Origin of the sequence: Stenotrophomonas acidaminiphila (assembly GCF_014109845.1) — a bacterium.
GTDB lineage: Bacteria > Pseudomonadota > Gammaproteobacteria > Xanthomonadales > Xanthomonadaceae > Stenotrophomonas > Stenotrophomonas acidaminiphila.
The window spans coordinates 800,635-820,825 of sequence record NZ_CP043567.1; the positions used below are offsets into that span (position 1 = coordinate 800,635).

Genomic DNA, 20,191 nt, shown 5'->3' on the forward strand with positions numbered 1-20,191 from the left:
ACCAAGACATCGCGGTCGGACTGCAAGTGATCTTGAAGCCACGGGCCCGTCCCACCCCGACATGGACCTCGATGCCCGAACGGACGTTAGATTTCGAGTTCTAGGCGTTCTGCGATGAAGGTTGGATCCCAGCCGGGATTGAAAGTGTCGACGTGGGTGAATCCGAGCCGCTCGTATAGGCCACGCAGGTTCGGGTGGCAGTCGAGCCGCAGCTTGGCGCACCCCTGCGTTCGCGCGGCATGGCGGCAAGCCTCGATCAGCGCGGAGCTGACACCCCGGCCCGCATGTGTCCGTCGCACCGCGAGCTTGTGCAGATATGCGGCCTCCCCCTTGAGGGCGTCGGGCCAGAACTCGGGATCCTCGGCCGACAAGGTGCAACAGCCGACGATGCCGTCGCTGCAACTCGCGACTAGGAGCTCGGATCTCAGGACGAAGGTCTCCGCGAATGTCCGGTCGATCCGCGCGACGTCCCAGGCGGGCGTTCCCTTGGCGGACATCCACGCCGCAGCGTCGTGCATCAGCCGCACAACCTCGTCGATATCACCCGAGCAGGCGACCCGAACGTTCGGAGGCTCCTCGCTGTCCATTCGCTCCCCTGGCGCGGTATGAACCGCCGCCTCATAGTGCAGTTTGATCCTGACGAGCCCAGCATGTCTGCGCCCACCTTCGCGGAACCTGACCAGGGTCCGCTAGCGGGCGGCCGGAAGGTGAATGCTAGGCATGATCTAACCCTCGGTCTCTGGCGTCGCGACTGCGAAATTTCGCGAGGGTTTCCGAGAAGGTGATTGCGCTTCGCAGATCTCCAGGCGCGTGGGTGCGGACGTAGTCAGCGCCATTGCCGATCGCGTGAAGTTCCGCCGCAAGGCTCGCTGGACCCAGATCCTTTACAGGAAGGCCAACGGTGGCGCCCAAGAAGGATTTCCGCGACACCGAGACCAATAGCGGAAGCCCCAACGCCGACTTCAGCTTTTGAAGGTTCGACAGCACGTGCAGCGATGTTTCCGGTGCGGGGCTCAAGAAAAATCCCATCCCCGGATCGAGGATGAGCCGGTCGGCAGCGACCCCGCTCCGTCGCAAGGCGGAAACCCGCGCCTCGAAGAACCGCACAATCTCGTCGAGCGCGTCTTCGGGTCGAAGGTGACCGGTGCGGGTGGCGATGCCATCCCGCTGCGCTGAGTGCATAACCACCAGCCTGCAGTCCGCCTCAGCAATATCGGGATAGAGCGCAGGGTCAGGAAATCCTTGGATATCGTTCAGGTAGCCCACGCCGCGCTTGAGCGCATAGCGCTGGGTTTCCGGTTGGAAGCTGTCGATTGAAACACGGTGCATCTGATCGGACAGGGCGTCTAAGAGCGGCGCAATACGTCTGATCTCATCGGCCGGCGATACAGGCCTCGCGTCCGGATGGCTGGCGGCCGGTCCGACATCCACGACGTCTGATCCGACTCGCAGCATTTCGATCGCCGCGGTGACAGCGCCGGCGGGGTCTAGCCGCCGGCTCTCATCGAAGAAGGAGTCCTCGGTGAGATTCAGAATGCCGAACACCGTCACCATGGCGTCGGCCTCCGCAGCGACTTCCACGATGGGGATCGGGCGAGCAAAAAGGCAGCAATTATGAGCCCCATACCTACAAAGCCCCACGCATCAAGCTTTTGCCCATGAAGCAACCAGGCAATGGCTGTAATTATGACGACGCCGAGTCCCGACCAGACTGCATAAGCAACACCGACAGGGATGGATTTCAGAACCAGAGAAAGAAAATAAAATGCGATGCCATAACCGATTATGACAACGGCGGAAGGGGCAAGCTTAGTAAAGCCCTCGCTAGATTTTAATGCGGATGTTGCGATTACTTCGCCAACTATTGCGATAACAAGAAAAAGCCAGCCTTTCATGATATATCTCCCAATTTGTGTAGGGCTTATTATGCACGCTTAAAAATAATAAAAGCAGACTTGACCTGATAGTTTGGCTGTGAGCAATTATGTGCTTAGTGCATCTAACGTTTGACATGAGGGGCGGCCAAGGGCGCCAGCCCTTGGACGTCCCCCTCGATGGAAGGGTTAGGCATCACTGCGTGTTCGCTCGAATGCCTGGCGTGTTTGAACCATGTACACGGCTGGACCATCTGGGGTGGTTACGGTACCTTGCCTCTCAAACCCCGCTTTCTCGTAGCATCGGATCGCTCGCAAGTTGCTCGGCGACGGGTCCGTTTGGATCTTGGTGACCTCGGGATCATTGAACAGCAACTCAACCAGAGCTCGAACCAGCTTGGTTCCCAAGCCTTTGCCCAGTTGTGATGCATTCGCCAGTGACTGGTCTATTCCGCGTACTCCTGGATCGGTTTCTTCTTCCCACCATCCGTCCCCGCTTCCAAGAGCAACGTACGACTGGGCATACCCAATCGGCTCTCCATTCAGCATTGCAATGTATGGAGTGACGGACTCTTGCGCTAAAACGCTTGGCAAGTACTGTTCCTGTACGTCAGCAAGTGTCGGGCGTGCTTCTTCTCCGCCCCACCACTCGACGATATGAGATCGATTTAGCCACTCATAGAGCATCGCAAGGTCATGCTCAGTCATGAGGCGCAGTGTGACGGAATCGGTGCTGTTGGTCACGATGCTGTACTTTGTGATGCCTAACTTTGTTTTAGGGCGACTGCCCTGCTGCGTAACATCGTTGCTGCTCCATAACATCAAACATCGACCCACGGCGTAACGCGCTTGCTGCTTGGATGCCCGAGGCATAGACTGTACAAAAAAACAGTCATAACAAGCCATGAAAACCGCCACTGCGCCGTTACCACCGCTGCGTTCGGTCAAGGTTCTGGACCAGTTGCGTGAGCGCATACGCTACTTGCATTACAGTTTACGAACCGAACAGGCTTATGTCCACTGGGTTCGTGCCTTCATCCGTTTCCACGGTGTGCGTCACCCGGCAACCTTGGGCAGCAGCGAAGTCGAGGCATTTCTGTCCTGGCTGGCGAACGAGCGCAAGGTTTCGGTCTCCACGCATCGTCAGGCATTGGCGGCCTTGCTGTTCTTCTACGGCAAGGTGCTGTGCACGGATCTGCCCTGGCTTCAGGAGATCGGAAGACCTCGGCCGTCGCGGCGCTTGCCGGTGGTGCTGACCCCGGATGAAGTGGTTCGCATCCTCGGTTTTCTGGAAGGCGAGCATCGTTTGTTCGCCCAGCTTCTGTATGGAACGGGCATGCGGATCAGTGAGGGTTTGCAACTGCGGGTCAAGGATCTGGATTTCGATCACGGCACGATCATCGTGCGGGAGGGCAAGGGCTCCAAGGATCGGGCCTTGATGTTACCCGAGAGCTTGGCACCCAGCCTGCGCGAGCAGCTGTCGCGTGCACGGGCATGGTGGCTGAAGGACCAGGCCGAGGGCCGCAGCGGCGTTGCGCTTCCCGACGCCCTTGAGCGGAAGTATCCGCGCGCCGGGCATTCCTGGCCGTGGTTCTGGGTTTTTGCGCAGCACACGCATTCGACCGATCCACGGAGCGGTGTCGTGCGTCGCCATCACATGTATGACCAGACCTTTCAGCGCGCCTTCAAACGTGCCGTAGAAGGCACTGTTGCAAAGTTAGCGATGAGGCAGCCTTTTGTCTTATTCAAAGGCCTTACATTTCAAAAACTCTGCTTACCAGGCGCATTTCGCCCAGGGGATCACCATAATAAAATGCTGAGGCCTGGCCTTTGCGTAGTGCACGCATCACCTCAATACCTTTGATGGTGGCGTAAGCCGTCTTCATGGATTTAAATCCCAGCGTGGCGCCGATTATCCGTTTCAGTTTGCCATGATCGCATTCAATCACGTTGTTCCGGTACTTAATCTGTCGGTGTTCAACGTCAGACGGGCACCGGCCTTCGCGTTTGAGCAGAGCAAGCGCGCGACCATAGGCGGGCGCTTTATCCGTGTTGATGAATCGCGGGATCTGCCACTTCTTCACGTTGTTGAGGATTTTACCCAGAAACCGGTATGCAGCTTTGCTGTTACGACGGGAGGAGAGATAAAAATCGACAGTGCGGCCCCGGCTGTCGACGGCCCGGTACAGATACGCCCAGCGGCCATTGACCTTCACGTAGGTTTCATCCATGTGCCACGGGCAAAGATCGGAAGGGTTACGCCAGTACCAGCGCAGCCGTTTTTCCATTTCAGGCGCATAACGCTGAACCCAGCGGTAAATCGTGGAGTGATCGACATTCACTCCGCGTTCAGCCAGCATCTCCTGCAGCTCACGGTAACTGATGCCGTATTTGCAGTACCAGCGTACGGCCCACAGAATGATGTCACGCTGAAAATGCCGGCCTTTGAATGGGTTCATGTGCAGCTCCATCAGCAAAAGGGGATGATAAGTTTATCACCACCGACTATTTGCAACAGTGCCCATAGGCTTCATCAGCGCCTGACTGGCGAGCACGATTCCGGCCCTAGCCGCAGGATCGCGCAGGACGACCTAGTTACGAACCAGGCCGAGTGTTCCTGACATCCATCGGCACCATAGTTCTGCTTATCCGGCACGCGCGCGTCAGGGGTGTGGTGAACTACAAAGCAGACCCGTTGAGGTTATCAGTTCGATGCACAATCAGCAGCGCATAAAATATGCACAAGAACAGGAGCACCCTTCGCATTAAGCTGTGGTGGTAACAAGTAGTGCCGGGCTACCATCAGCGAGCATGATGCGCTCCCACAGCATTCGCCTTGGCAGTATGGAAGTTCCTCGCTCCAGTTCGGGCCGGTATCCACCTCGAGTGACCCCAGCCGCCCCTCATGCCAACCGAGCCCATTAAGCGCAGAGTCGGCCGCAACTATCTCGGGGACGCATAAACACGCAGCGATTTACCAAGGAGTTCGGCTAGGTCAATCCGCAATTCCCTTTGCCTGGCCGGAGATGCCGCGAGCAAACAATGTGTCCGGTCGCTACCAGATGGACTTTGTGGGCGGAGGATTGCACCAGACGCTTCAGCGCAGCGTCGTACGATGAATCGGAAGGCCCGGTAAGCAATTGAAGAACCGCTGACCACCTCCCATCCGACAATGCAAGGGTGCCCCGCTCCCAGCGCGACACGGTTGCCTGATCCACACCCATTAATTCAGCTAGGTGACTTTGCTTCATATGACGAAGCAACCGCGCCCTCCGCACCTGCCGCCCCCTGTCATTCGTCAACATTCTTCAGCACCTCAATGTCGTTCGTAGTGAGCCTCATTTTTTCAAGACCGCCGATGATGAGAGCCAGGCCTCGCTCGAATGCCGCGTCCGGACCGCCTTCGTAGACGATTTTCATCGCGCTCTGTAGGCGCGCCGGCATCGTAGACGCTGAGGTGGTCAACTGATCTTCGCCCCGCTCCTCGGCGTCTGCCTCGCTAGCTTGCTGCTCAAGAACAGCGCCGACGGTGAAGTAGCTGATTGCCATCAACGCATAGGTCGCGTCACCTGCCGAAAAGCCAGCATCGCAAAGGAAGCGAAGCTGCGCGTCGGCTTTTTCCATCTGCGGCGCGGCTGGCCGCGTCCCGGCATGAATACGCGCGCCATCGCGATAAGCGAGCAACGCCCGTCGAAAACTGCATGCATTGCCCTTCAGGAACGAACGCCAGTCGTCGTCATCCCTTGGCGTCGAATGCGTGTGATTTATCGTCAGCATGGCTTCGGCAAGTGCGTCGAGCAACGCACGCTTGTTCTTGAAATGCCAGTAGAGCGCTGGCTGTTGCACCCCGAGGCGCTCAGCCAGTCGGCGCGTCGTTAGACCTTCCATGCCCACGTCGTTAAGCAGTTCGAGCGCGGTTCGGATCACGGCCTCGCGTTGGAGCTTGTTCATTCGCGAATTCTCATGTTTGACAGCTTATCATCGATAAGCTTTAATGCGGTAGTTTATCACAGTTAAATTGCTAACGCAGTCAGGCACCGTGTATGAAATCTAACAATGCGCTCATCGTCATCCTCGGCACCGTCACCCTGGATGCTGTAGGCATAGGCTTGGTTATGCCGGTACTGCCGGGCCTCTTGCGGGATATCGTCCATTCCGACAGCATCGCCAGTCACTATGGCGTGCTGCTAGCGCTATATGCGTTGATGCAATTTCTATGCGCACCCGTTCTCGGAGCACTGTCCGACCGCTTTGGCCGCCGCCCAGTCCTGCTCGCTTCGCTACTTGGAGCCACTATCGACTACGCGATCATGGCGACCACACCCGTCCTGTGGATCCTCTACGCCGGACGCATCGTGGCCGGCATCACCGGCGCCACAGGTGCGGTTGCTGGCGCCTATATCGCCGACATCACCGATGGGGAAGATCGGGCTCGCCACTTCGGGCTCATGAGCGCTTGTTTCGGCGTGGGTATGGTGGCAGGCCCCGTGGCCGGGGGACTGTTGGGCGCCATCTCCTTGCATGCACCATTCCTTGCGGCGGCGGTGCTCAACGGCCTCAACCTACTACTGGGCTGCTTCCTAATGCAGGAGTCGCATAAGGGAGAGCGTCGACCGATGCCCTTGAGAGCCTTCAACCCAGTCAGCTCCTTCCGGTGGGCGCGGGGCATGACTATCGTCGCCGCACTTATGACTGTCTTCTTTATCATGCAACTCGTAGGACAGGTGCCGGCAGCGCTCTGGGTCATTTTCGGCGAGGACCGCTTTCGCTGGAGCGCGACGATGATCGGCCTGTCGCTTGCGGTATTCGGAATCTTGCACGCCCTCGCTCAAGCCTTCGTCACTGGTCCCGCCACCAAACGTTTCGGCGAGAAGCAGGCCATTATCGCCGGCATGGCGGCCGACGCGCTGGGCTACGTCTTGCTGGCGTTCGCGACGCGAGGCTGGATGGCCTTCCCCATTATGATTCTTCTCGCTTCCGGCGGCATCGGGATGCCCGCGTTGCAGGCCATGCTGTCCAGGCAGGTAGATGACGACCATCAGGGACAGCTTCAAGGATCGCTCGCGGCTCTTACCAGCCTAACTTCGATCATTGGACCGCTGATCGTCACGGCGATTTATGCCGCCTCGGCGAGCACATGGAACGGGTTGGCATGGATTGTAGGCGCCGCCCTATACCTTGTCTGCCTCCCCGCGTTGCGTCGCGGTGCATGGAGCCGGGCCACCTCGACCTGAATGGAAGCCGGCGGCACCTCGCTAACGGATTCACCACTCCAAGAATTGGAGCCAATCAATTCTTGCGGAGAACTGTGAATGCGCAAACCAACCCTTGGCAGAACATATCCATCGCGTCCGCCATCTCCAGCAGCCGCACGCGGCGCATCTCGGGCAGCGTTGGGTCCTGGCCACGGGTGCGCATGATCGTGCTCCTGTCGTTGAGGACCCGGCTAGGCTGGCGGGGTTGCCTTACTGGTTAGCAGAATGAATCACCGATACGCGAGCGAACGTGAAGCGACTGCTGCTGCAAAACGTCTGCGACCTGAGCAACAACATGAATGGTCTTCGGTTTCCGTGTTTCGTAAAGTCTGGAAACGCGGAAGTCCCCTACGTGCTGCTGAAGTTGCCCGCAACAGAGAGTGGAACCAACCGGTGATACCACGATACTATGACTGAGAGTCAACGCCATGAGCGGCCTCATTTCTTATTCTGAGTTACAACAGTCCGCACCGCTGCCGGTAGCTATTGACTATCCGGCTGCACTAGCCCTGCGTCAGATGGCTCTGATCCAAGGCAAACTGCCAAAATATCTGCTGGCACCGGAAGTCAGCGCCCTGCACCATTATGTTCCGGATCTGCATCGCAGGATGCTGCTGGCTACCCTGTGGAACACCTACATCTGTATTAACGAAGCGCTGGCATTGACCCTGAGTGATTTTTCTCTGGTGCCGCCTTATCACTGTTGAAGGCCACCGCTCATCACGCGTTTGCTGACATTGAGCCCTGCCGGCCGATCGGCCTGAGACTCTCAGCACAGGAGACGGCGGGTGACGAGCGTATACTTTTTCGACGCTTGGTTGCGGTCGCGCTAGGCGTGGCCGCCGACGAACCCGCTGGTGTCGCCCTTGCGGAGCAGCGCAAGGCGGACCTTGCCACGACATCCCCTCGCCCGCCGATCGTCTAAATTCGTCGAGGTTAAGAAATTCCCGCTCCGGCGAGGCCATCACCATCACCGGCGTCAGGTAGTGGACATGGCAGCAGCGCACGCAGGGGCACTGTTGCAAAGTTAGCGATGAGGCAGCCTTTTGTCTTATTCAAAGGCCTTACATTTCAAAAACTCTGCTTACCAGGCGCATTTCGCCCAGGGGATCACCATAATAAAATGCTGAGGCCTGGCCTTTGCGTAGTGCACGCATCACCTCAATACCTTTGATGGTGGCGTAAGCCGTCTTCATGGATTTAAATCCCAGCGTGGCGCCGATTATCCGTTTCAGTTTGCCATGATCGCATTCAATCACGTTGTTCCGGTACTTAATCTGTCGGTGTTCAACGTCAGACGGGCACCGGCCTTCGCGTTTGAGCAGAGCAAGCGCGCGACCATAGGCGGGCGCTTTATCCGTGTTGATGAATCGCGGGATCTGCCACTTCTTCACGTTGTTGAGGATTTTACCCAGAAACCGGTATGCAGCTTTGCTGTTACGACGGGAGGAGAGATAAAAATCGACAGTGCGGCCCCGGCTGTCGACGGCCCGGTACAGATACGCCCAGCGGCCATTGACCTTCACGTAGGTTTCATCCATGTGCCACGGGCAAAGATCGGAAGGGTTACGCCAGTACCAGCGCAGCCGTTTTTCCATTTCAGGCGCATAACGCTGAACCCAGCGGTAAATCGTGGAGTGATCGACATTCACTCCGCGTTCAGCCAGCATCTCCTGCAGCTCACGGTAACTGATGCCGTATTTGCAGTACCAGCGTACGGCCCACAGAATGATGTCACGCTGAAAATGCCGGCCTTTGAATGGGTTCATGTGCAGCTCCATCAGCAAAAGGGGATGATAAGTTTATCACCACCGACTATTTGCAACAGTGCCGTTTTTTTTGCTTTGCCGTCGAAGCAGGCGCGCCTATGCTGCCGGCCTGCAATGACACAGGTGGCGGCAGCGGACGGGACATGCGACGTATCGCGCCGTGTACGGCGGCACGCGCCGTTGCCGGATGAGGCCGGGTGCATGGACCGCACGCAGGTGACCTGCCCCGGGCCTGGGCAGCGGGGCAGGCTCAAATGCCCGCTGCACCGTTCCCCCGGGATGCCGGTGCCGTGCTCACGGTCCGGTGGGTGCAGTCGCCTGGCCCTGGTGGATGGACGGCGTTGCCGGCTGGATCAGGGCCGTTGGCCGATGATGTGCAGGTAGCCCCTCACCGTCGCGTCCAGCCCGTCGTACAGCGCCTCGCCGATCAGGGCGTGGCCGATGGACACCTCCAGTACCTGCGGTACGTGCGCGAGGAAGCGGCCCAGGTTGGCCTGCGACAGGTCGTGGCCGGCGTTGACCCCCAGGCCGGCGGCCTGGGCGCGGCGCGCGGCATCTGCGAACAGCGCCAGCGCCGCATCCGGGGCACCGTTGGCGAAGGCTTCGGCGTAGGGACCGGTATAGAGTTCGACGCGGTCCGCACCGAGTGCCGCGGCCGCCGCGATGTCGGGGTTGCCGGCGTCGACGAACAGGCTGACGCGGCAACCGTAGTCCTTCAACGCGGCGATCAGCGGGCGCAGGCGTTCGCCGTCGCGGGCAAAATCGAAGCCATGGTCGGAGGTCAGCTGGCCATCGCCATCCGGGACCAGGGTGGCCTGCGCCGGGCGCGTCTGTCCGCACAACGGCAGCAGCCCCGGATAGCCCGGTCGCGGTGGCGCGAACGGATTGCCCTCGATGTTGAACTCGACGCCGCGCGCGCGCGTGAGCGTCGAAAGCACATGCACGTCATCGGCGCGGATATGCCGTTGGTCCGGGCGCGGGTGCACGGTGATGCCGTGTGCGCCGGCATCCAGGCACGCGGCCGCGGCGCGCAGCACATCCGGGTCGTTGCCGCCACGCGAATTGCGCAGCACGGCGATCTTGTTGACGTTGACGCTCAGGCGGGTCATGACGGCGGGTGTTCTTCAGGTGCGGTAGAGGACGGCGGAGCCGCCGGCGGTACCGGGGGACGCAACTGGTCGCGCATGGCCTGCAGTTCGGCCGCGTGCAGGGGCCGCGGCGCCTGCCTGGCGGTGCCGCCGAAGCGCGCCGCGTACAACCCCTTCATCCACAGCAGGAACAGGAGCAGCGCGGCCAGCAACGACAGCAGCATCAGGCCGCGGTGCGTGGTCGTGATGGAAACGGTGAAGGCGCCCAGCGCGAGCAGCAGCGACAGCCAGTACATGACGATCTCCCGGTGGAGGCGCCCAGTGTAGCGGCCCGCCCGGGGCCGGTTCCATGTACCGGGGCGCTACAGCAGCGGCGAGGCGAGGCGGGCGAATGCCTCAGGCAGGCGCTGGCGCCACAGCGGGCGATGGCGGTCGGGCAACACCGGCGTGGCGCGCTCGAACTCCTGCGCCAGGATCGCATCCAGCTGCGCGGTCAACCCGCGGTCGTGGTAGAGCATGGACAGTTCGAAGTTCAGGCGGAAGCTGCGGTGGTCGAAGTTGGCGCTGCCGACGATGCAGGTGTCGTCGTCGGCGATGAACGCCTTGGTATGCAGCATGCGCGGGCCGTACTCGTAGATCTTGACCCCGGCCTGCAGCAGCTCGTCGTAGTACGAGCGGCCAGCCAGGGTGACGAACAGCGAATCGCTGCGCCGCGGGACCAGCAGGCGCGTGTCCAGCCCGCCGAGCGCGGCCGATGTCAGCGCCATCCGCGCGGCCTCGCCGGGGACGAAGTACGGCGTCACCAGCCACACCCTGCGGGAGGCCTCGTGGATCGCCGCCACGTGCATGCGATGGATCGCCTCCCATGACGAATCCGGGCCGGAGACCAGCACCTGCGCCTGCACCGTGCCGTCATCGCGGGCGGGGCCATCGGAGGGGAACAGGTCCTCGCGGTCGAAACTCGCCATGCTCTGCCCGCTTGCGTAGATCCAGTCCTCCAGGAACACCAGCTGCAGGCTGCGCACGACATGCCCGCACAGGCGGGTATGCAGGTCGCGGTAGGCGTGCGGGTTGCGGCTTTCATCCTCTTCATCGGTGATGTTGATGCCACCGGTGAAGGCGACCGTGCCATCGATCACCACCAGCTTGCGGTGCGTGCGCAGGTTCAGCCAGGGGCGCTTGAACGGCTTGAGCAGCTGCCGCGGATGGAACCACACGACCTCGCCGCCGGCATCGACCAGCGGTTGCAGGAAACTGCGCCGGATCCGCGACGAACCGACCGCGTCGAGCAGCAGCCGTACCTTCACCCCTGCCCTTGCGCGTTCGGCCAGCGCGTCGCGCAGGGCGGTGCCGGCGTGGTCGGGTTCGAAGATGTAGTACTCCAGGTTCACGTGGCGCCGCGCCGTGGCGACCGCCGCCAGGATCGCGGCGTAGGTCGCCGCGCCATCGACCAGCCAGTCCACCGCGGTGGCGGTGCTGGGCGGCAGCCCGGTGGTGGCCTGGCCGATGCGCGCCAGCTCGGTGCAGTGCAGGTCGGCCGGGCAGACCACGTTGTAGGCCTCCATGCCCTCGCGCGAACGCCCGCGGCGCAGGCGCTGGCGAACGATCTTCTGCGGTCCGATCAGGTAGAACACGAACAGCCCGATGTAGGGCAGCGCCGCCAGCGACAGGATCCAGCTCAGCGTCGCCACCGGCTCGCGTTTCTGCAGCACGATGTAGCCGGCCAGCAGCACCAGGTACACGACATAGGCCGCCGCCAGGATCTGCGCCGCGTGCGGAATGGAGGACACGCCGGTCCAGAGATGGTGCAGGGCTTCGCGCATGCCGCGATTCTAGCCATGGGCGGTGCATGGCGCGCGATGGCGGCGGCGCCCCGGTGGCGTGGATGAACGCCGCGTCGCTGCATCTGCGACGTCGCCGCGCTAGCGTAAGCCGATGCCGACCGTGATCAAGGGCCGCGGTGCCGCCAGCCACCTGCCCGGCCGTTTCGAAACCACCACCACCGATGCCGTCGACGATGGCTGGCAGGCCGACGACGCCGAAGAGTTCGCCGCGCCGCGGCTGCGTACCGACGTGCGCGCGGAAACCGCGCGCAGCATCATCAGCCGCAACAATTCCCCGGACGTGGGCTTCGAGCAGTCGGTTAACCCCTACCGGGGGTGCGAGCATGGCTGCTCGTACTGTTTCGCGCGGCCCACCCACGCCTACCTGAACCTGTCCCCGGGGCTGGATTTCGAGACCCGGATCTTCGCCAAGACCAATGCCGCCGAGCTGCTGCGCAGGGAACTGGCCAGGCCCGGTTACGTGGTCAAGCCGATCGCGCTGGGCATCAACACCGATGCCTACCAGCCGATCGAGCGCCGGCTGGGCATCACCCGCCAGCTGATCGAAGTGATGCTGGAGACCGGCCACCCGTTCTCGCTGATCACCAAGAACGCGCTGGTCGAGCGCGACATCGACCTGCTGGCGCCGCTGGCCGCGCAGCGCCTGGTCAGCGTGCACTTCTCGGTGACGTCGCTGGACCCGCATCTGTCGGCCAGGCTGGAGCCGCGCGCCTCCGCCCCGCATGCGCGGCTGCGGGCGATGCGGCGGCTGCACGCTGCCGGCATTCCGGTGGGGGTGATGGTTGCGCCGGTGATCCCGTGGATCAACGACGCCGAGCTGGAAGCAGTGCTGGAAGCGGCGCGCGATGCGGGCGCGCGCAGCGCCGGCTACGTGCTGCTGCGGCTGCCGCACGAGGTGGCGCCGCTGTTCCGCGACTGGCTGCAGGCGCACCATCCGCAGCGCGCCGGGCACGTGATGAGCACCATCAACCAGCTGCGCGGCGGCAAGGACTACGACAGCGGGTTCGGCAGGCGCATGCGCGGCGAAGGCGTCTATGCGCAGCTGCTGTCGCGGCGCTTCGCGCTGGCCAGCAAGCGCCTGGGCTTCAACGCCTCGCGCGAGCAGTGGCCGTGGCTGGACTGCAGCCGTTTCGTGCCGCCGGCACCACCGAAGAAAGCCTCGCCGCAGGGCGAGCTGTTCTGATCCGCCGTCGCTGCGCTGCGCCCGGCCATGACCCGGCGGGGCGCGGCTGCTGCGCGCCCCCAGGTCGCAGGCGGCTCAGCCCTGCGCGTCGTGCTCGCGGTGGTAACGGGTGGCCTCGGCCACCTCGTTGCGCGAGCCCAGGAACACCGGCACGCGCTGGTGCAGCTGTTCGGGCTGGATGTCGAGGATGCGGCGGCGGCCGTCGGTGGCGGCACCGCCGGCCTGCTCGACCAGCATCGACATCGGGTTGGCCTCGTACATCAGCCGCAGCTTGCCCGGCTTGGACGGGTCCTTCCGGTCCCACGGATAGATGAAGATGCCACCGCGGGTGAGGATGCGATGCACGTCGGCCACCATCGAGGCGATCCAGCGCATGTTGAAGTCCTTGCCACGCACGCCCTCGCGGCCGGCCAGCAGGTCGGCCACGTAGCCCTGCATGGGCGCTTCCCAATGGCGCTGGTTGGACATGTTGATGGCGAACTCGCGGGTGTCGGCCGGCACCTGCATGCCGCGCTGGGTGAGCACGAACTCGCCGGTCTCGCGGTCCAGGGTGAAGGCATGGGTGCCATGGCCGACGGTGAGCACCAGCATCGTGCTCGGCCCGTAGATGCAGTAGCCGGCCGCGACCTGCTGCACGCCCGGCTGCAGGAAGTGCGTGTCGCCGGGCTGTTCCACGCCCGGCGGCGCGCGCAGCACGGAAAAGATGGTGCCTACCGACACGTTCACGTCGATGTTGGAGCTGCCGTCCAGCGGATCGAACAGCAGCAGGAAGTCGCCCTGCGGATACTCCGACGGCACCGGCTGGCTGTGGTCCATCTCCTCCGACGCGCAGGCGGCCAGGTGGCCACCCCAGGCGTTGGCCTCGAGCAGGATCTCGTTGGAGATCACGTCCAGCTTCTTCTGCGCCTCGCCCTGCACGTTGCCGGTGCCGGCGTCGCCGAGCACGCCGCCCAGCGCGCCCTTGCTCACCGCGATCGAGATGCTGGTGCAGGCGCGGGCCACCACCGCCACCAGCTGGCGCAGGTCGGCGTTGATGCGCCGGGCATGCTGCTCTTCGATCAGGAAGCGGGTCAGCGACGTGCGGGACATGGTCAGGAGCTACCTTCAGACGAAAGGAGCGCTATTGTCGCGGGTTGTCCGTGCTTTTACGAGGTCATGGACAGGCCGTGTCCTGGTCGGGCATGGCAGCGGCCACGCGATGTCGTCTCTGGAGACCGGTGCGCGCCATCGGGGCCTGCCGGTACTGGCTTAACATGGGCATTCCGGAGGGAGGGGACATGGACTGGGAGCAGGCAACGCAGAGTCTGCCCGCGGCGCTCGGCATCGGCCTGCTGATCGGCGCGGTGCGCGAGCGCCAGCACGGCAATGCCACCACGCTGCAGGCCGGGGTGCGCACCCACGCCCTGCTGGCGCTGATGGGAACCGTGGGCATCGCCTTCGGACAGGCGGTATTCCTGGTCGTGCTGCTGGCGGCGGCCCTGCTGGCGTGGAGCAGTTACCGGATCACCGCGCGCGCCGACCCGGGCCTGACCGGCGAGATCGCGCTGCTGATCACCGTACTGCTCGGCGGGCTCGCGTTCGACGCGCCGGAACTGGCGGCGGCGCTCGGGGTGGTGGTGGCCATCCTGCTGTGGGCCAAGGCGCCGCTGGCACGGCTGAGCCGCGATGTGATCAGCGACCAGGAGATGCGCGACGCGTTGCTGCTCGCCGCGAGTGCACTGGTGGTGCTGCCGCTGTTGCCGGATGACGCGATCGACCCCTGGGGCGTGCTGGTGCCGTCCAAGTTGTGGCAGATCGTGGTGCTGGTGATGGGGGTGGGCATGCTCGGCCACCTGGCGTTGCGGATGGTCGGTGCGCGCTGGGGGTTGCCGATGGCGGGCTTCTTCTCCGGCTTCGCCTCGTCGACCGCGGCGGTGGCCGGCTTCGGCCGCGGCAGCAGGGCGGCGGCCGTGCTGGTGGGTCCGTCGGCGTCGGCGGCGTTGTTGGCCAACCTGGCCTCGTTGATGCTGTTCGCGGCGGTGATCGGCACCACGTCGCCGGCACTGCTGCGCGCCAGCGCCTGGCCGCTGCTGGCCGCCGCGCTGGCGCTGCTGGCGTTCTCGCTGCTGGGCCTGCGCCACGTGAAGGAAGAGGCGGTGCCGCGTACCGCCACCGCCAAGGCGCTGCGCCTCGGGCACGCGGTGATGATCGCGCTGGTGATCGCCGCCGTGCTGCTGGTGTCCGAATGGCTGCGCCAGGTGTTCGGCCAGGCCGGGGCGCTGGTGGGTGCGACCATTGCCGCTCTTGGCGAACTGCACGCAGCCGCGGCCGGCATCGCCAGCCTGAACGCGTCCGGCGGCCTGCAGCTGGATGCGGCGCGCTGGGGCGTGGTGGCGCTGCTGGCTTCGGCCTCGCTGGCCAAGTCGGTGCTGGCGTTCGCCAGCGGCGGGCCGCGTTACGGTGTCGCCGTCGGCGCGGGGCTGGCGGCGATGGTGGCCGGCGCGGCGGCCACGACCTGGCTGGTACCTGCCTGAGCCGGCGCGGCCGGGCATGAAAAAGCCCGGCCGTGGCCGGGCTTTTCCGGATCCTGGTGTCGGCCGCGGATCAACCGCGGCTGACGTCGTAGACCGCCTTGGCCACGTAGTCCAGGTTCTTCTGGCTGAGCGCGGCCACGCAGATGCGGCCGGTGCCGACGGCATAGATGCCGAATTCGTCGCGCAGCCGGTCCACCTGCGCCTTGCTCAGGCCCGAATAGGAGAACATGCCGGCCTGCTGCTGGATGAAGCCGAATTCCGGCGCGCCCAGGGCGGCCAGCTTCTGCACCATGCCGGCGCGCAGGGCGTGGATGCGCTCGCGCATCGCGGTCAATTCGGCGCCCCACATGCCGCGCAGCTCGGCGCTGCCCAGCACGCCGGCCACCAGCGCGGCGCCGTGGGTGGACGGGCTGGAGTAGATGGTGCGGATGATGCGCTTGACCTGCGACTGCACGGCCCTGGTCGAGGCCGCATCCGGGCCGACCACCGACAGCGCGCCGACGCGTTCGCCGTACAGCGAGAACGACTTGGAGTACGAGTTGGCGACGATGAAGCTGTCGATCCCGGCCTCGGCGATGATGCGCACGGCCTGGCCGTCCTGCTCGATGCCCTTGTCGAAGCCCTGGTAGGCCATGTCGATGAAGGGGAACAGCTGGCGGTCCTTGAGCAGCGCGGCGACCTGCTGCCACTGCGCGGTGTCCAGGTCGGCGCCGGTCGGGTTGTGGCAGCAGGCATGCAGCAGTACCACGGTGCCGGGCTGCAGCTTCTGCAGGTCGGCGATCATGCCGGCGAAATCCAGGCCGTGGCTGGCGTTGTCGAAGTAGGTGTAATCGACCACCTCGAAGCCGGCGGCGCCGAACACCGCGCGGTGGTTTTCCCAGCTCGGGTTGCTGATGGCCACGGTGGCGTGCGGCAGCAGCTTGTGCAGCAGGTCCGCGCCCACGCGCAGCGCGCCGCTGCCGCCGATGGTCTGCGCAGTGGCGACGCGGCCGCTGGCGATCAGTTCCGAACCCTCGCCGAACACCAGCTTCTGCGTGGCCTGGGTGTAGGCCGGCAGGCCGTCGATCGGCAGGTAGCCGCGCGGCTTGGCTTCGGCGGCAAGCTGCTGTTCGATCAGCTGCACGGCGCGCAGCAACGGGATGCGGCCGTCTTCGTCGTAATAGATGCCGACGCCAAGATTGACCTTGGTCGGGCGCGGATCGGCGTTGTAGGCCTCGGTCAGACCCAGGATCGGGTCGCCAGGAACCTGTTCCACGTTTGCAAAGAAGGACACGGCGGTACTCGTCACGGTGGCGGGAGGGGGAAGTTCGGGACGACCGCGCAGCGCGGTCAAACCGCCCCATCGTAACAGGGCCGGGAGCGGTTGGCCGCAGGGTTTCAGGCGGAACCGTCGTGTGCATGGCGTACCGCTTGGCGGCGATCGGCGATGATGCTGGCATGAAGCGATGCAACAGCTGGTTCGCGGCGATCGAAGTGGCCCTGGCGCTGCCGGTGGTGGCGCTGGCCGCGCCGGCGCCGGCTACCCTGGATGCGGTGCAGGTACAGGTGGCACGGGCGCATGCGGTGGATGATTTCGACCTGCCCGCGTCGATCACCACCCAGGACGTGGAGGCCTACGGCAACGGCCGTGGCGCGCTGGTGTCCGAGGCCCTGGGCGGGGTGCCGGGCCTGCTGGCGCGCGAGCGGCAGAACCTGGCACAGGACACCCAGCTGTCGATCCGTGGCTTCGGTGCGCGCTCCACCTTCGGCGTGCGCGGCGTACGGCTGCTGGTGGACGGGGTGCCGGCGACCATGCCCGACGGCCAGGGCCAGCTGTCGCACTTCAACCTGCTTGGCGCCGAACGCATCGACGTGCTGCGCGGACCGTTCTCGGCGCTGTACGGCAACTCCTCCGGCGGCGTGGTGCAGCTGTGGAGCGCCGATGGCCAGGCGGGCGACCCCTGGCGGCTGCGCGCCAGTGCCGGCAGCGACACCAGCCGCAGCCTGGGCCTGCAGCTGCGGGGCCTGGCCGGTGCCATGCGCTACAACGTCGCCGCCAGCGACTACCGCACCGATGGCTGGCGCCGGCACAGTGCGGCGCGGCGGCAATCGCTCAACGCCCGGCTCGGGTTCGAGATGGCGCCGGGCCAGCGCCTGGACCTGCTGTTCAACGTGCTCGATGCGCCGCGCGCGCAGGACCCGCTGGGCCTGGACCGCACGCAGGTGCGCGAGGACCCGCGCCAGGCCACTGCAGTCGCCTCCCTGTACGACACCCGCAAGTCGGTGCGGCAGGCGCAGGCCGGTGCGGTGTACACGCTGCAGCGCAGCCGCCAGACCTGGCGGCTGATGGCCTATGCCGGTCAGCGCACGGTGGCGCAGTTCCTGGCCATCCCACCCGCGGCACAGGCCAATCCGCTGCACGCCGGCGGGGTGATCGGCCTGGACGGTGGTTACGGCGGCGTGGATGCACGCTGGGCCTGGCATGGCACCCTGGCCGCGCGCCCGCTGGAACTGGTGATCGGCGCCAACGCCGACCGCCAGCGGCAGCACCGCAGCGGCCACGAGAACTTCGTCGGCGACGTGCTCGGCGTCCGCGGCCGGCTGCGTCGCGACCAGCGCGACCGGGTCGGCAACGTCGACGCGTTCGCGCAGGCCTGGTGGCAGTTCGCGCCGCGCTGGTCGCTGCTGGCCGGGGCGCGCCACAGCCGGGTGGACTTCCGCTCCGACGACCGTTACATCGCTGCCGGCAACCCGGACGACAGCGGCCGCCGCCAGTACACCGCCACCACACCGGTGGCGGGGCTGGTGTTCCGTGCAGGCCAGGACCTGCGCCTGTACGCATCGGCCGGGCGCGGTTTCGAAACGCCGACCTTCAACGAGCTGGGCTATCGCGCCGATGGCGGTGCCGGGCTGGCGCTGGACCTGTCGCCGGCCACCAGCCGCACCCATGAACTCGGCGCCAAGTGGCGCACCCAGGCCGGCACCCGGCTGGACCTGGCGCTGTTCCACGCCGATACCGACGACGAACTGGCGGTCGCCAGCAACAGCGGCGGCCGCAGCAGCTACCGCAACATCGGCGCCACCCGCCGCCGCGGCATGGAACTGGGCTGGCGGCAGCCGATCGGCGAGGCCCAGCACCTGCAGCTGGCATGGACGTGGCTGCAGGCCCGTGTGCGCGAGGGCTACCTGACCTGCTCGGGCCTGCCGGCGCCGTGCACCACGCCGCGCAATCCAGTGGCACCGGGCACCGCGCTGCCGGGGGTGCCGCGCCAGCTGCTGCAGGCGCGCTGGGACTGGCGGCCGGGTCGCTGGCAGCTGGCCGCCGAGACCGTGGCCGCGGGTGCGACCACAAGCACCGACCTGGGTGACGGACGCGCGCCGGGCTACGCCCTCCTGAACCTGGAAGCGGCCCGCCAGTGGCGTACCGCGAACGGCCCGCTGCGCCTGTTCGCGCGCGTGGACAACGTACTGGACCGGCGCTACATCGGTTCGGTCATCGTCAACGACGGCAACCGCCGCTACTACGAACCCGGCCCGGACCGCGGCTGGACCCTGGGCCTGGAATGGCAGTGGTCACCACACTGAGGTGGCGATGCACGGCCGCCGCGCCCACGGGAGGGGAAGCGGGCGACGGCGGCCGTGCATGGACGGTCAGGCGCTCATGTCCAGGACCACGCGCCCTTCGATCTGGCCGGCGCGCATGCGCGCGAACACCGCGTTGATGTTGTCCAGCGTATCGGTGGAGACGGTCGCGGCGACCTTGCCGTCGGCCGCGAACTGCAGCGACTCCTGCAGGTCCAGGCGGGTGCCGACGATGGAGCCGCGCACGGTGATGCCATTGAGCACCATGCCGAAGATGTCCAGCGGGAAGTCGCCGGGCGGCAGGCCGTTGAGCGACACCGTGCCGCCGCGCCGGACCATGCCCAGCGCCTGCGCGAACGCCTTGGGCGATACCGCGGTGACCAGCGCGCCATGGGCGCCGCCGATCTCCTTTTTCAGGAATGCCGCCGGGTCGGTGGCGCGTGCGTCGACGGTGACCGTCGCGCCGAGCCGGCGCGCCAACGCCAGCTTGCCCTCGTCCACGTCCACCGCCGCCACGTTCAGGCCCATCGCCCGCGCGTACTGCACGGCCATGTGGCCGAGCCCGCCGATGCCGGAGATCACCACCCAGTCGCCGGGCTTGGTGTCGGTGACCTTCAGGCCCTTGTAGACGGTCACCCCGGCGCACAGCACCGGTGCGATCTCGACGAAGCCCACGCTGTCGGGCAGGTGGCCGACGTAGTCGGCGTTGGCCAGCGCGTACTGGGCGAACCCGCCATTGACCGAGTAGCCGGTGTTGCGCTGGCTTTCGCACAGCGTTTCCCAGCCGCCGAGGCAGTGTTCGCAATGGCCGCAGGCCGAGTACAGCCAGGGAATGCCGACGCGGTCGCCCTCGCGGACGTGGTGGACGCCCTCGCCCACCGCGACCACGTGGCCGACGCCTTCGTGGCCGGGAATGAACGGCGGCTCCGGCTTCACCGGCCAGTCGCCCTCGGCGGCGTGCAGGTCGGTGTGGCAGACGCCGCACGCTTCGATCTTCACCAGAATGTCACCGGCCGCCGGGCGCGGTACCGGTACTTCCTCGATGACCAGCGGCTGGCCGAATGCACGCACCACCGCGGCCTTCATTGTCCTGTCCATGCGCGA

Annotated in this window: 21 protein-coding genes; 6 read left to right on the forward strand and 15 right to left on the reverse strand. The window is 64.9% G+C overall.

Going from position 1 to position 20,191, the window contains the following annotated elements; all coding sequences use genetic code 11:
- Positions 1–86: 86 nt before the first annotated feature.
- From F0P95_RS03715 to aac(6')-Ib, 4 genes are all read right to left on the reverse strand, one after another.
- Positions 87–587 (reverse strand): GNAT family N-acetyltransferase, encoded by a 501-nt coding sequence (locus F0P95_RS03715; protein ID WP_000376623.1) that lies wholly within the window; start codon positions 585–587, stop codon positions 87–89.
- 127 nt (positions 588–714) lie between these two features.
- Positions 715–1,554, reverse strand: coding sequence for a sulfonamide-resistant dihydropteroate synthase Sul1 (sul1, locus tag F0P95_RS03720; protein ID WP_000259031.1), 840 nt, complete (start codon positions 1,552–1,554; stop codon positions 715–717).
- The gene (locus F0P95_RS03725; protein WP_000679427.1) at positions 1,548–1,895 is read right to left on the reverse strand and encodes a quaternary ammonium compound efflux SMR transporter QacE delta 1; all 348 of its coding nucleotides are present in this window, start codon (positions 1,893–1,895) and stop codon (positions 1,548–1,550) included. The genes sul1 and F0P95_RS03725 overlap by 7 nt, the downstream gene beginning before the upstream one ends.
- A gap of 168 nt (positions 1,896–2,063) precedes the next feature.
- Positions 2,064–2,618: an AAC(6')-Ib family aminoglycoside 6'-N-acetyltransferase gene (gene aac(6')-Ib, locus F0P95_RS03730; RefSeq protein ID WP_012695458.1), complete on the reverse strand. Its 555-nt coding sequence runs from the start codon at positions 2,616–2,618 to the stop codon at positions 2,064–2,066.
- Between the two features lie 160 nt (positions 2,619–2,778).
- Between aac(6')-Ib and F0P95_RS03735 the strand changes: the two genes are divergently transcribed.
- Positions 2,779–3,738, forward strand: a complete 960-nt coding sequence (locus F0P95_RS03735; protein ID WP_015057121.1) for a class 1 integron integrase IntI1 — start codon at positions 2,779–2,781, stop codon at positions 3,736–3,738.
- Here the strand turns inward: F0P95_RS03735 and F0P95_RS03740 are convergent.
- The 3 genes from F0P95_RS03740 to tetR(C) form a co-directional block, all read right to left on the reverse strand.
- The gene (locus tag F0P95_RS03740; RefSeq protein ID WP_001067855.1) at positions 3,629–4,333 is read right to left on the reverse strand and encodes an IS6-like element IS26 family transposase; all 705 of its coding nucleotides are present in this window, start codon (positions 4,331–4,333) and stop codon (positions 3,629–3,631) included. The two genes, F0P95_RS03735 and F0P95_RS03740, sit on opposite strands and share 110 nt — an antisense overlap.
- 531 nt (positions 4,334–4,864) lie before the next feature.
- Entirely contained in the window at positions 4,865–5,179 is a 315-nt protein-coding gene (locus F0P95_RS17780) for a helix-turn-helix domain-containing protein (protein ID WP_061342203.1), read from the reverse strand.
- A complete protein-coding gene (gene tetR(C) / locus F0P95_RS03750; RefSeq protein ID WP_001038045.1) occupies positions 5,166–5,825 on the reverse strand; it encodes a tetracycline resistance transcriptional repressor TetR(C) in 660 nt (219 codons plus the stop codon). Before tetR(C) ends, F0P95_RS17780 begins: the two co-directional genes overlap by 14 nt.
- A gap of 92 nt (positions 5,826–5,917) precedes the next feature.
- Here tetR(C) and tet(C) point away from each other — a divergent pair, with 92 nt between their 5' ends.
- Positions 5,918–7,108 (forward strand): tetracycline efflux MFS transporter Tet(C), encoded by a 1,191-nt coding sequence (gene tet(C) / locus F0P95_RS03755; RefSeq protein ID WP_001297013.1) that lies wholly within the window; start codon positions 5,918–5,920, stop codon positions 7,106–7,108.
- Positions 7,109–7,163: 55 nt separating this feature from the next.
- Here tet(C) and F0P95_RS17745 read toward each other — a convergent pair whose 3' ends face one another.
- Positions 7,164–7,292, reverse strand: a complete 129-nt coding sequence (locus F0P95_RS17745; protein WP_001260374.1) for a type VI secretion protein — start codon at positions 7,290–7,292, stop codon at positions 7,164–7,166.
- A gap of 265 nt (positions 7,293–7,557) precedes the next feature.
- On the opposite strand from F0P95_RS17745, the gene F0P95_RS03770 reads away from it, so the two are divergent.
- Positions 7,558–7,836, forward strand: coding sequence for a site-specific integrase (locus tag F0P95_RS03770; protein WP_000015696.1), 279 nt, complete (start codon positions 7,558–7,560; stop codon positions 7,834–7,836).
- Between the two features lie 357 nt (positions 7,837–8,193).
- On the opposite strand, the gene F0P95_RS03775 is transcribed toward F0P95_RS03770, so the two are convergent.
- The 4 genes from F0P95_RS03775 to cls form a co-directional block, all read right to left on the reverse strand.
- Positions 8,194–8,898: an IS6-like element IS26 family transposase gene (locus tag F0P95_RS03775; RefSeq protein WP_001067855.1), complete on the reverse strand. Its 705-nt coding sequence runs from the start codon at positions 8,896–8,898 to the stop codon at positions 8,194–8,196.
- Between the two features lie 353 nt (positions 8,899–9,251).
- On the reverse strand, positions 9,252–10,007 hold the full coding sequence (locus F0P95_RS03780; RefSeq protein WP_182335740.1) for a pyridoxine 5'-phosphate synthase: 756 nt from the start codon (positions 10,005–10,007) through the stop codon (positions 9,252–9,254).
- Positions 10,004–10,282 (reverse strand): hypothetical protein, encoded by a 279-nt coding sequence (locus F0P95_RS03785; RefSeq protein WP_182335741.1) that lies wholly within the window; start codon positions 10,280–10,282, stop codon positions 10,004–10,006. The genes F0P95_RS03780 and F0P95_RS03785 overlap by 4 nt, the downstream gene beginning before the upstream one ends.
- Before the next feature lie 66 nt (positions 10,283–10,348).
- The gene (cls, locus tag F0P95_RS03790) at positions 10,349–11,809 is read right to left on the reverse strand and encodes a cardiolipin synthase (protein ID WP_182335742.1); all 1,461 of its coding nucleotides are present in this window, start codon (positions 11,807–11,809) and stop codon (positions 10,349–10,351) included.
- Positions 11,810–11,921: 112 nt separating this feature from the next.
- Between cls and F0P95_RS03795 the strand changes: the two genes are divergently transcribed.
- A complete protein-coding gene (locus F0P95_RS03795; RefSeq protein ID WP_182335743.1) occupies positions 11,922–13,013 on the forward strand; it encodes a PA0069 family radical SAM protein in 1,092 nt (363 codons plus the stop codon).
- 75 nt (positions 13,014–13,088) lie between these two features.
- Here the strand turns inward: F0P95_RS03795 and F0P95_RS03800 are convergent, their stop codons facing one another.
- A complete protein-coding gene (locus F0P95_RS03800; protein ID WP_054661265.1) occupies positions 13,089–14,102 on the reverse strand; it encodes a class 1 fructose-bisphosphatase in 1,014 nt (337 codons plus the stop codon).
- A gap of 188 nt (positions 14,103–14,290) precedes the next feature.
- On the opposite strand from F0P95_RS03800, the gene F0P95_RS03805 reads away from it, so the two are divergent.
- Complete coding sequence (locus F0P95_RS03805) at positions 14,291–15,526, forward strand: MgtC/SapB family protein (RefSeq protein ID WP_182335744.1); 1,236 nt, start codon at positions 14,291–14,293, stop codon at positions 15,524–15,526.
- Between the two features lie 70 nt (positions 15,527–15,596).
- On the opposite strand, the gene F0P95_RS03810 is transcribed toward F0P95_RS03805, so the two are convergent.
- Positions 15,597–16,799 (reverse strand): amino acid aminotransferase, encoded by a 1,203-nt coding sequence (locus F0P95_RS03810; protein WP_054661271.1) that lies wholly within the window; start codon positions 16,797–16,799, stop codon positions 15,597–15,599.
- A gap of 164 nt (positions 16,800–16,963) precedes the next feature.
- Between F0P95_RS03810 and F0P95_RS03815 the strand changes: the two genes are divergently transcribed.
- A complete protein-coding gene (locus F0P95_RS03815; protein WP_182335745.1) occupies positions 16,964–19,090 on the forward strand; it encodes a TonB-dependent receptor family protein in 2,127 nt (708 codons plus the stop codon).
- Between the two features lie 66 nt (positions 19,091–19,156).
- On the opposite strand, the gene adhP is transcribed toward F0P95_RS03815, so the two are convergent.
- The gene (gene adhP / locus F0P95_RS03820) at positions 19,157–20,185 is read right to left on the reverse strand and encodes an alcohol dehydrogenase AdhP (RefSeq protein WP_054661274.1); all 1,029 of its coding nucleotides are present in this window, start codon (positions 20,183–20,185) and stop codon (positions 19,157–19,159) included.
- Between the last annotated feature and the right edge of the window lie 6 nt (positions 20,186–20,191).

What these genes read in the sequence shown, in the direction of transcription:
- F0P95_RS03775 (WP_001067855.1), bottom strand. Translation starts at nt 8,898, where the DNA reads ATGAACCCATTCAAAGGCCGGCATTTTCAGCGTGACATCATTCTGTGG.
- adhP (WP_054661274.1), bottom strand. Translation starts at nt 20,185, where the DNA reads ATGGACAGGACAATGAAGGCCGCGGTGGTGCGTGCATTCGGCCAGCCG.
- F0P95_RS03780 (WP_182335740.1), bottom strand. Translation starts at nt 10,007, where the DNA reads ATGACCCGCCTGAGCGTCAACGTCAACAAGATCGCCGTGCTGCGCAAT.
- F0P95_RS03800 (WP_054661265.1), bottom strand. Translation starts at nt 14,102, where the DNA reads ATGTCCCGCACGTCGCTGACCCGCTTCCTGATCGAAGAGCAGCATGCC.
- F0P95_RS03725 (WP_000679427.1), bottom strand. Translation starts at nt 1,895, where the DNA reads ATGAAAGGCTGGCTTTTTCTTGTTATCGCAATAGTTGGCGAAGTAATC.
- F0P95_RS17780 (WP_061342203.1), bottom strand. Translation starts at nt 5,179, where the DNA reads ATGTTGACGAATGACAGGGGGCGGCAGGTGCGGAGGGCGCGGTTGCTT.
- F0P95_RS03795 (WP_182335743.1), top strand. Translation starts at nt 11,922, where the DNA reads ATGCCGACCGTGATCAAGGGCCGCGGTGCCGCCAGCCACCTGCCCGGC.
- F0P95_RS03785 (WP_182335741.1), bottom strand. Translation starts at nt 10,282, where the DNA reads ATGTACTGGCTGTCGCTGCTGCTCGCGCTGGGCGCCTTCACCGTTTCC.
- F0P95_RS03815 (WP_182335745.1), top strand. Translation starts at nt 16,964, where the DNA reads ATGAAGCGATGCAACAGCTGGTTCGCGGCGATCGAAGTGGCCCTGGCG.
- F0P95_RS03805 (WP_182335744.1), top strand. Translation starts at nt 14,291, where the DNA reads ATGGACTGGGAGCAGGCAACGCAGAGTCTGCCCGCGGCGCTCGGCATC.
- F0P95_RS03740 (WP_001067855.1), bottom strand. Translation starts at nt 4,333, where the DNA reads ATGAACCCATTCAAAGGCCGGCATTTTCAGCGTGACATCATTCTGTGG.
- F0P95_RS17745 (WP_001260374.1), bottom strand. Translation starts at nt 7,292, where the DNA reads ATGCGCACCCGTGGCCAGGACCCAACGCTGCCCGAGATGCGCCGCGTG.
- F0P95_RS03735 (WP_015057121.1), top strand. Translation starts at nt 2,779, where the DNA reads ATGAAAACCGCCACTGCGCCGTTACCACCGCTGCGTTCGGTCAAGGTT.
- cls (WP_182335742.1), bottom strand. Translation starts at nt 11,809, where the DNA reads ATGCGCGAAGCCCTGCACCATCTCTGGACCGGCGTGTCCTCCATTCCG.
- sul1 (WP_000259031.1), bottom strand. Translation starts at nt 1,554, where the DNA reads ATGGTGACGGTGTTCGGCATTCTGAATCTCACCGAGGACTCCTTCTTC.
- F0P95_RS03715 (WP_000376623.1), bottom strand. Translation starts at nt 587, where the DNA reads ATGGACAGCGAGGAGCCTCCGAACGTTCGGGTCGCCTGCTCGGGTGAT.
- F0P95_RS03770 (WP_000015696.1), top strand. Translation starts at nt 7,558, where the DNA reads ATGAGCGGCCTCATTTCTTATTCTGAGTTACAACAGTCCGCACCGCTG.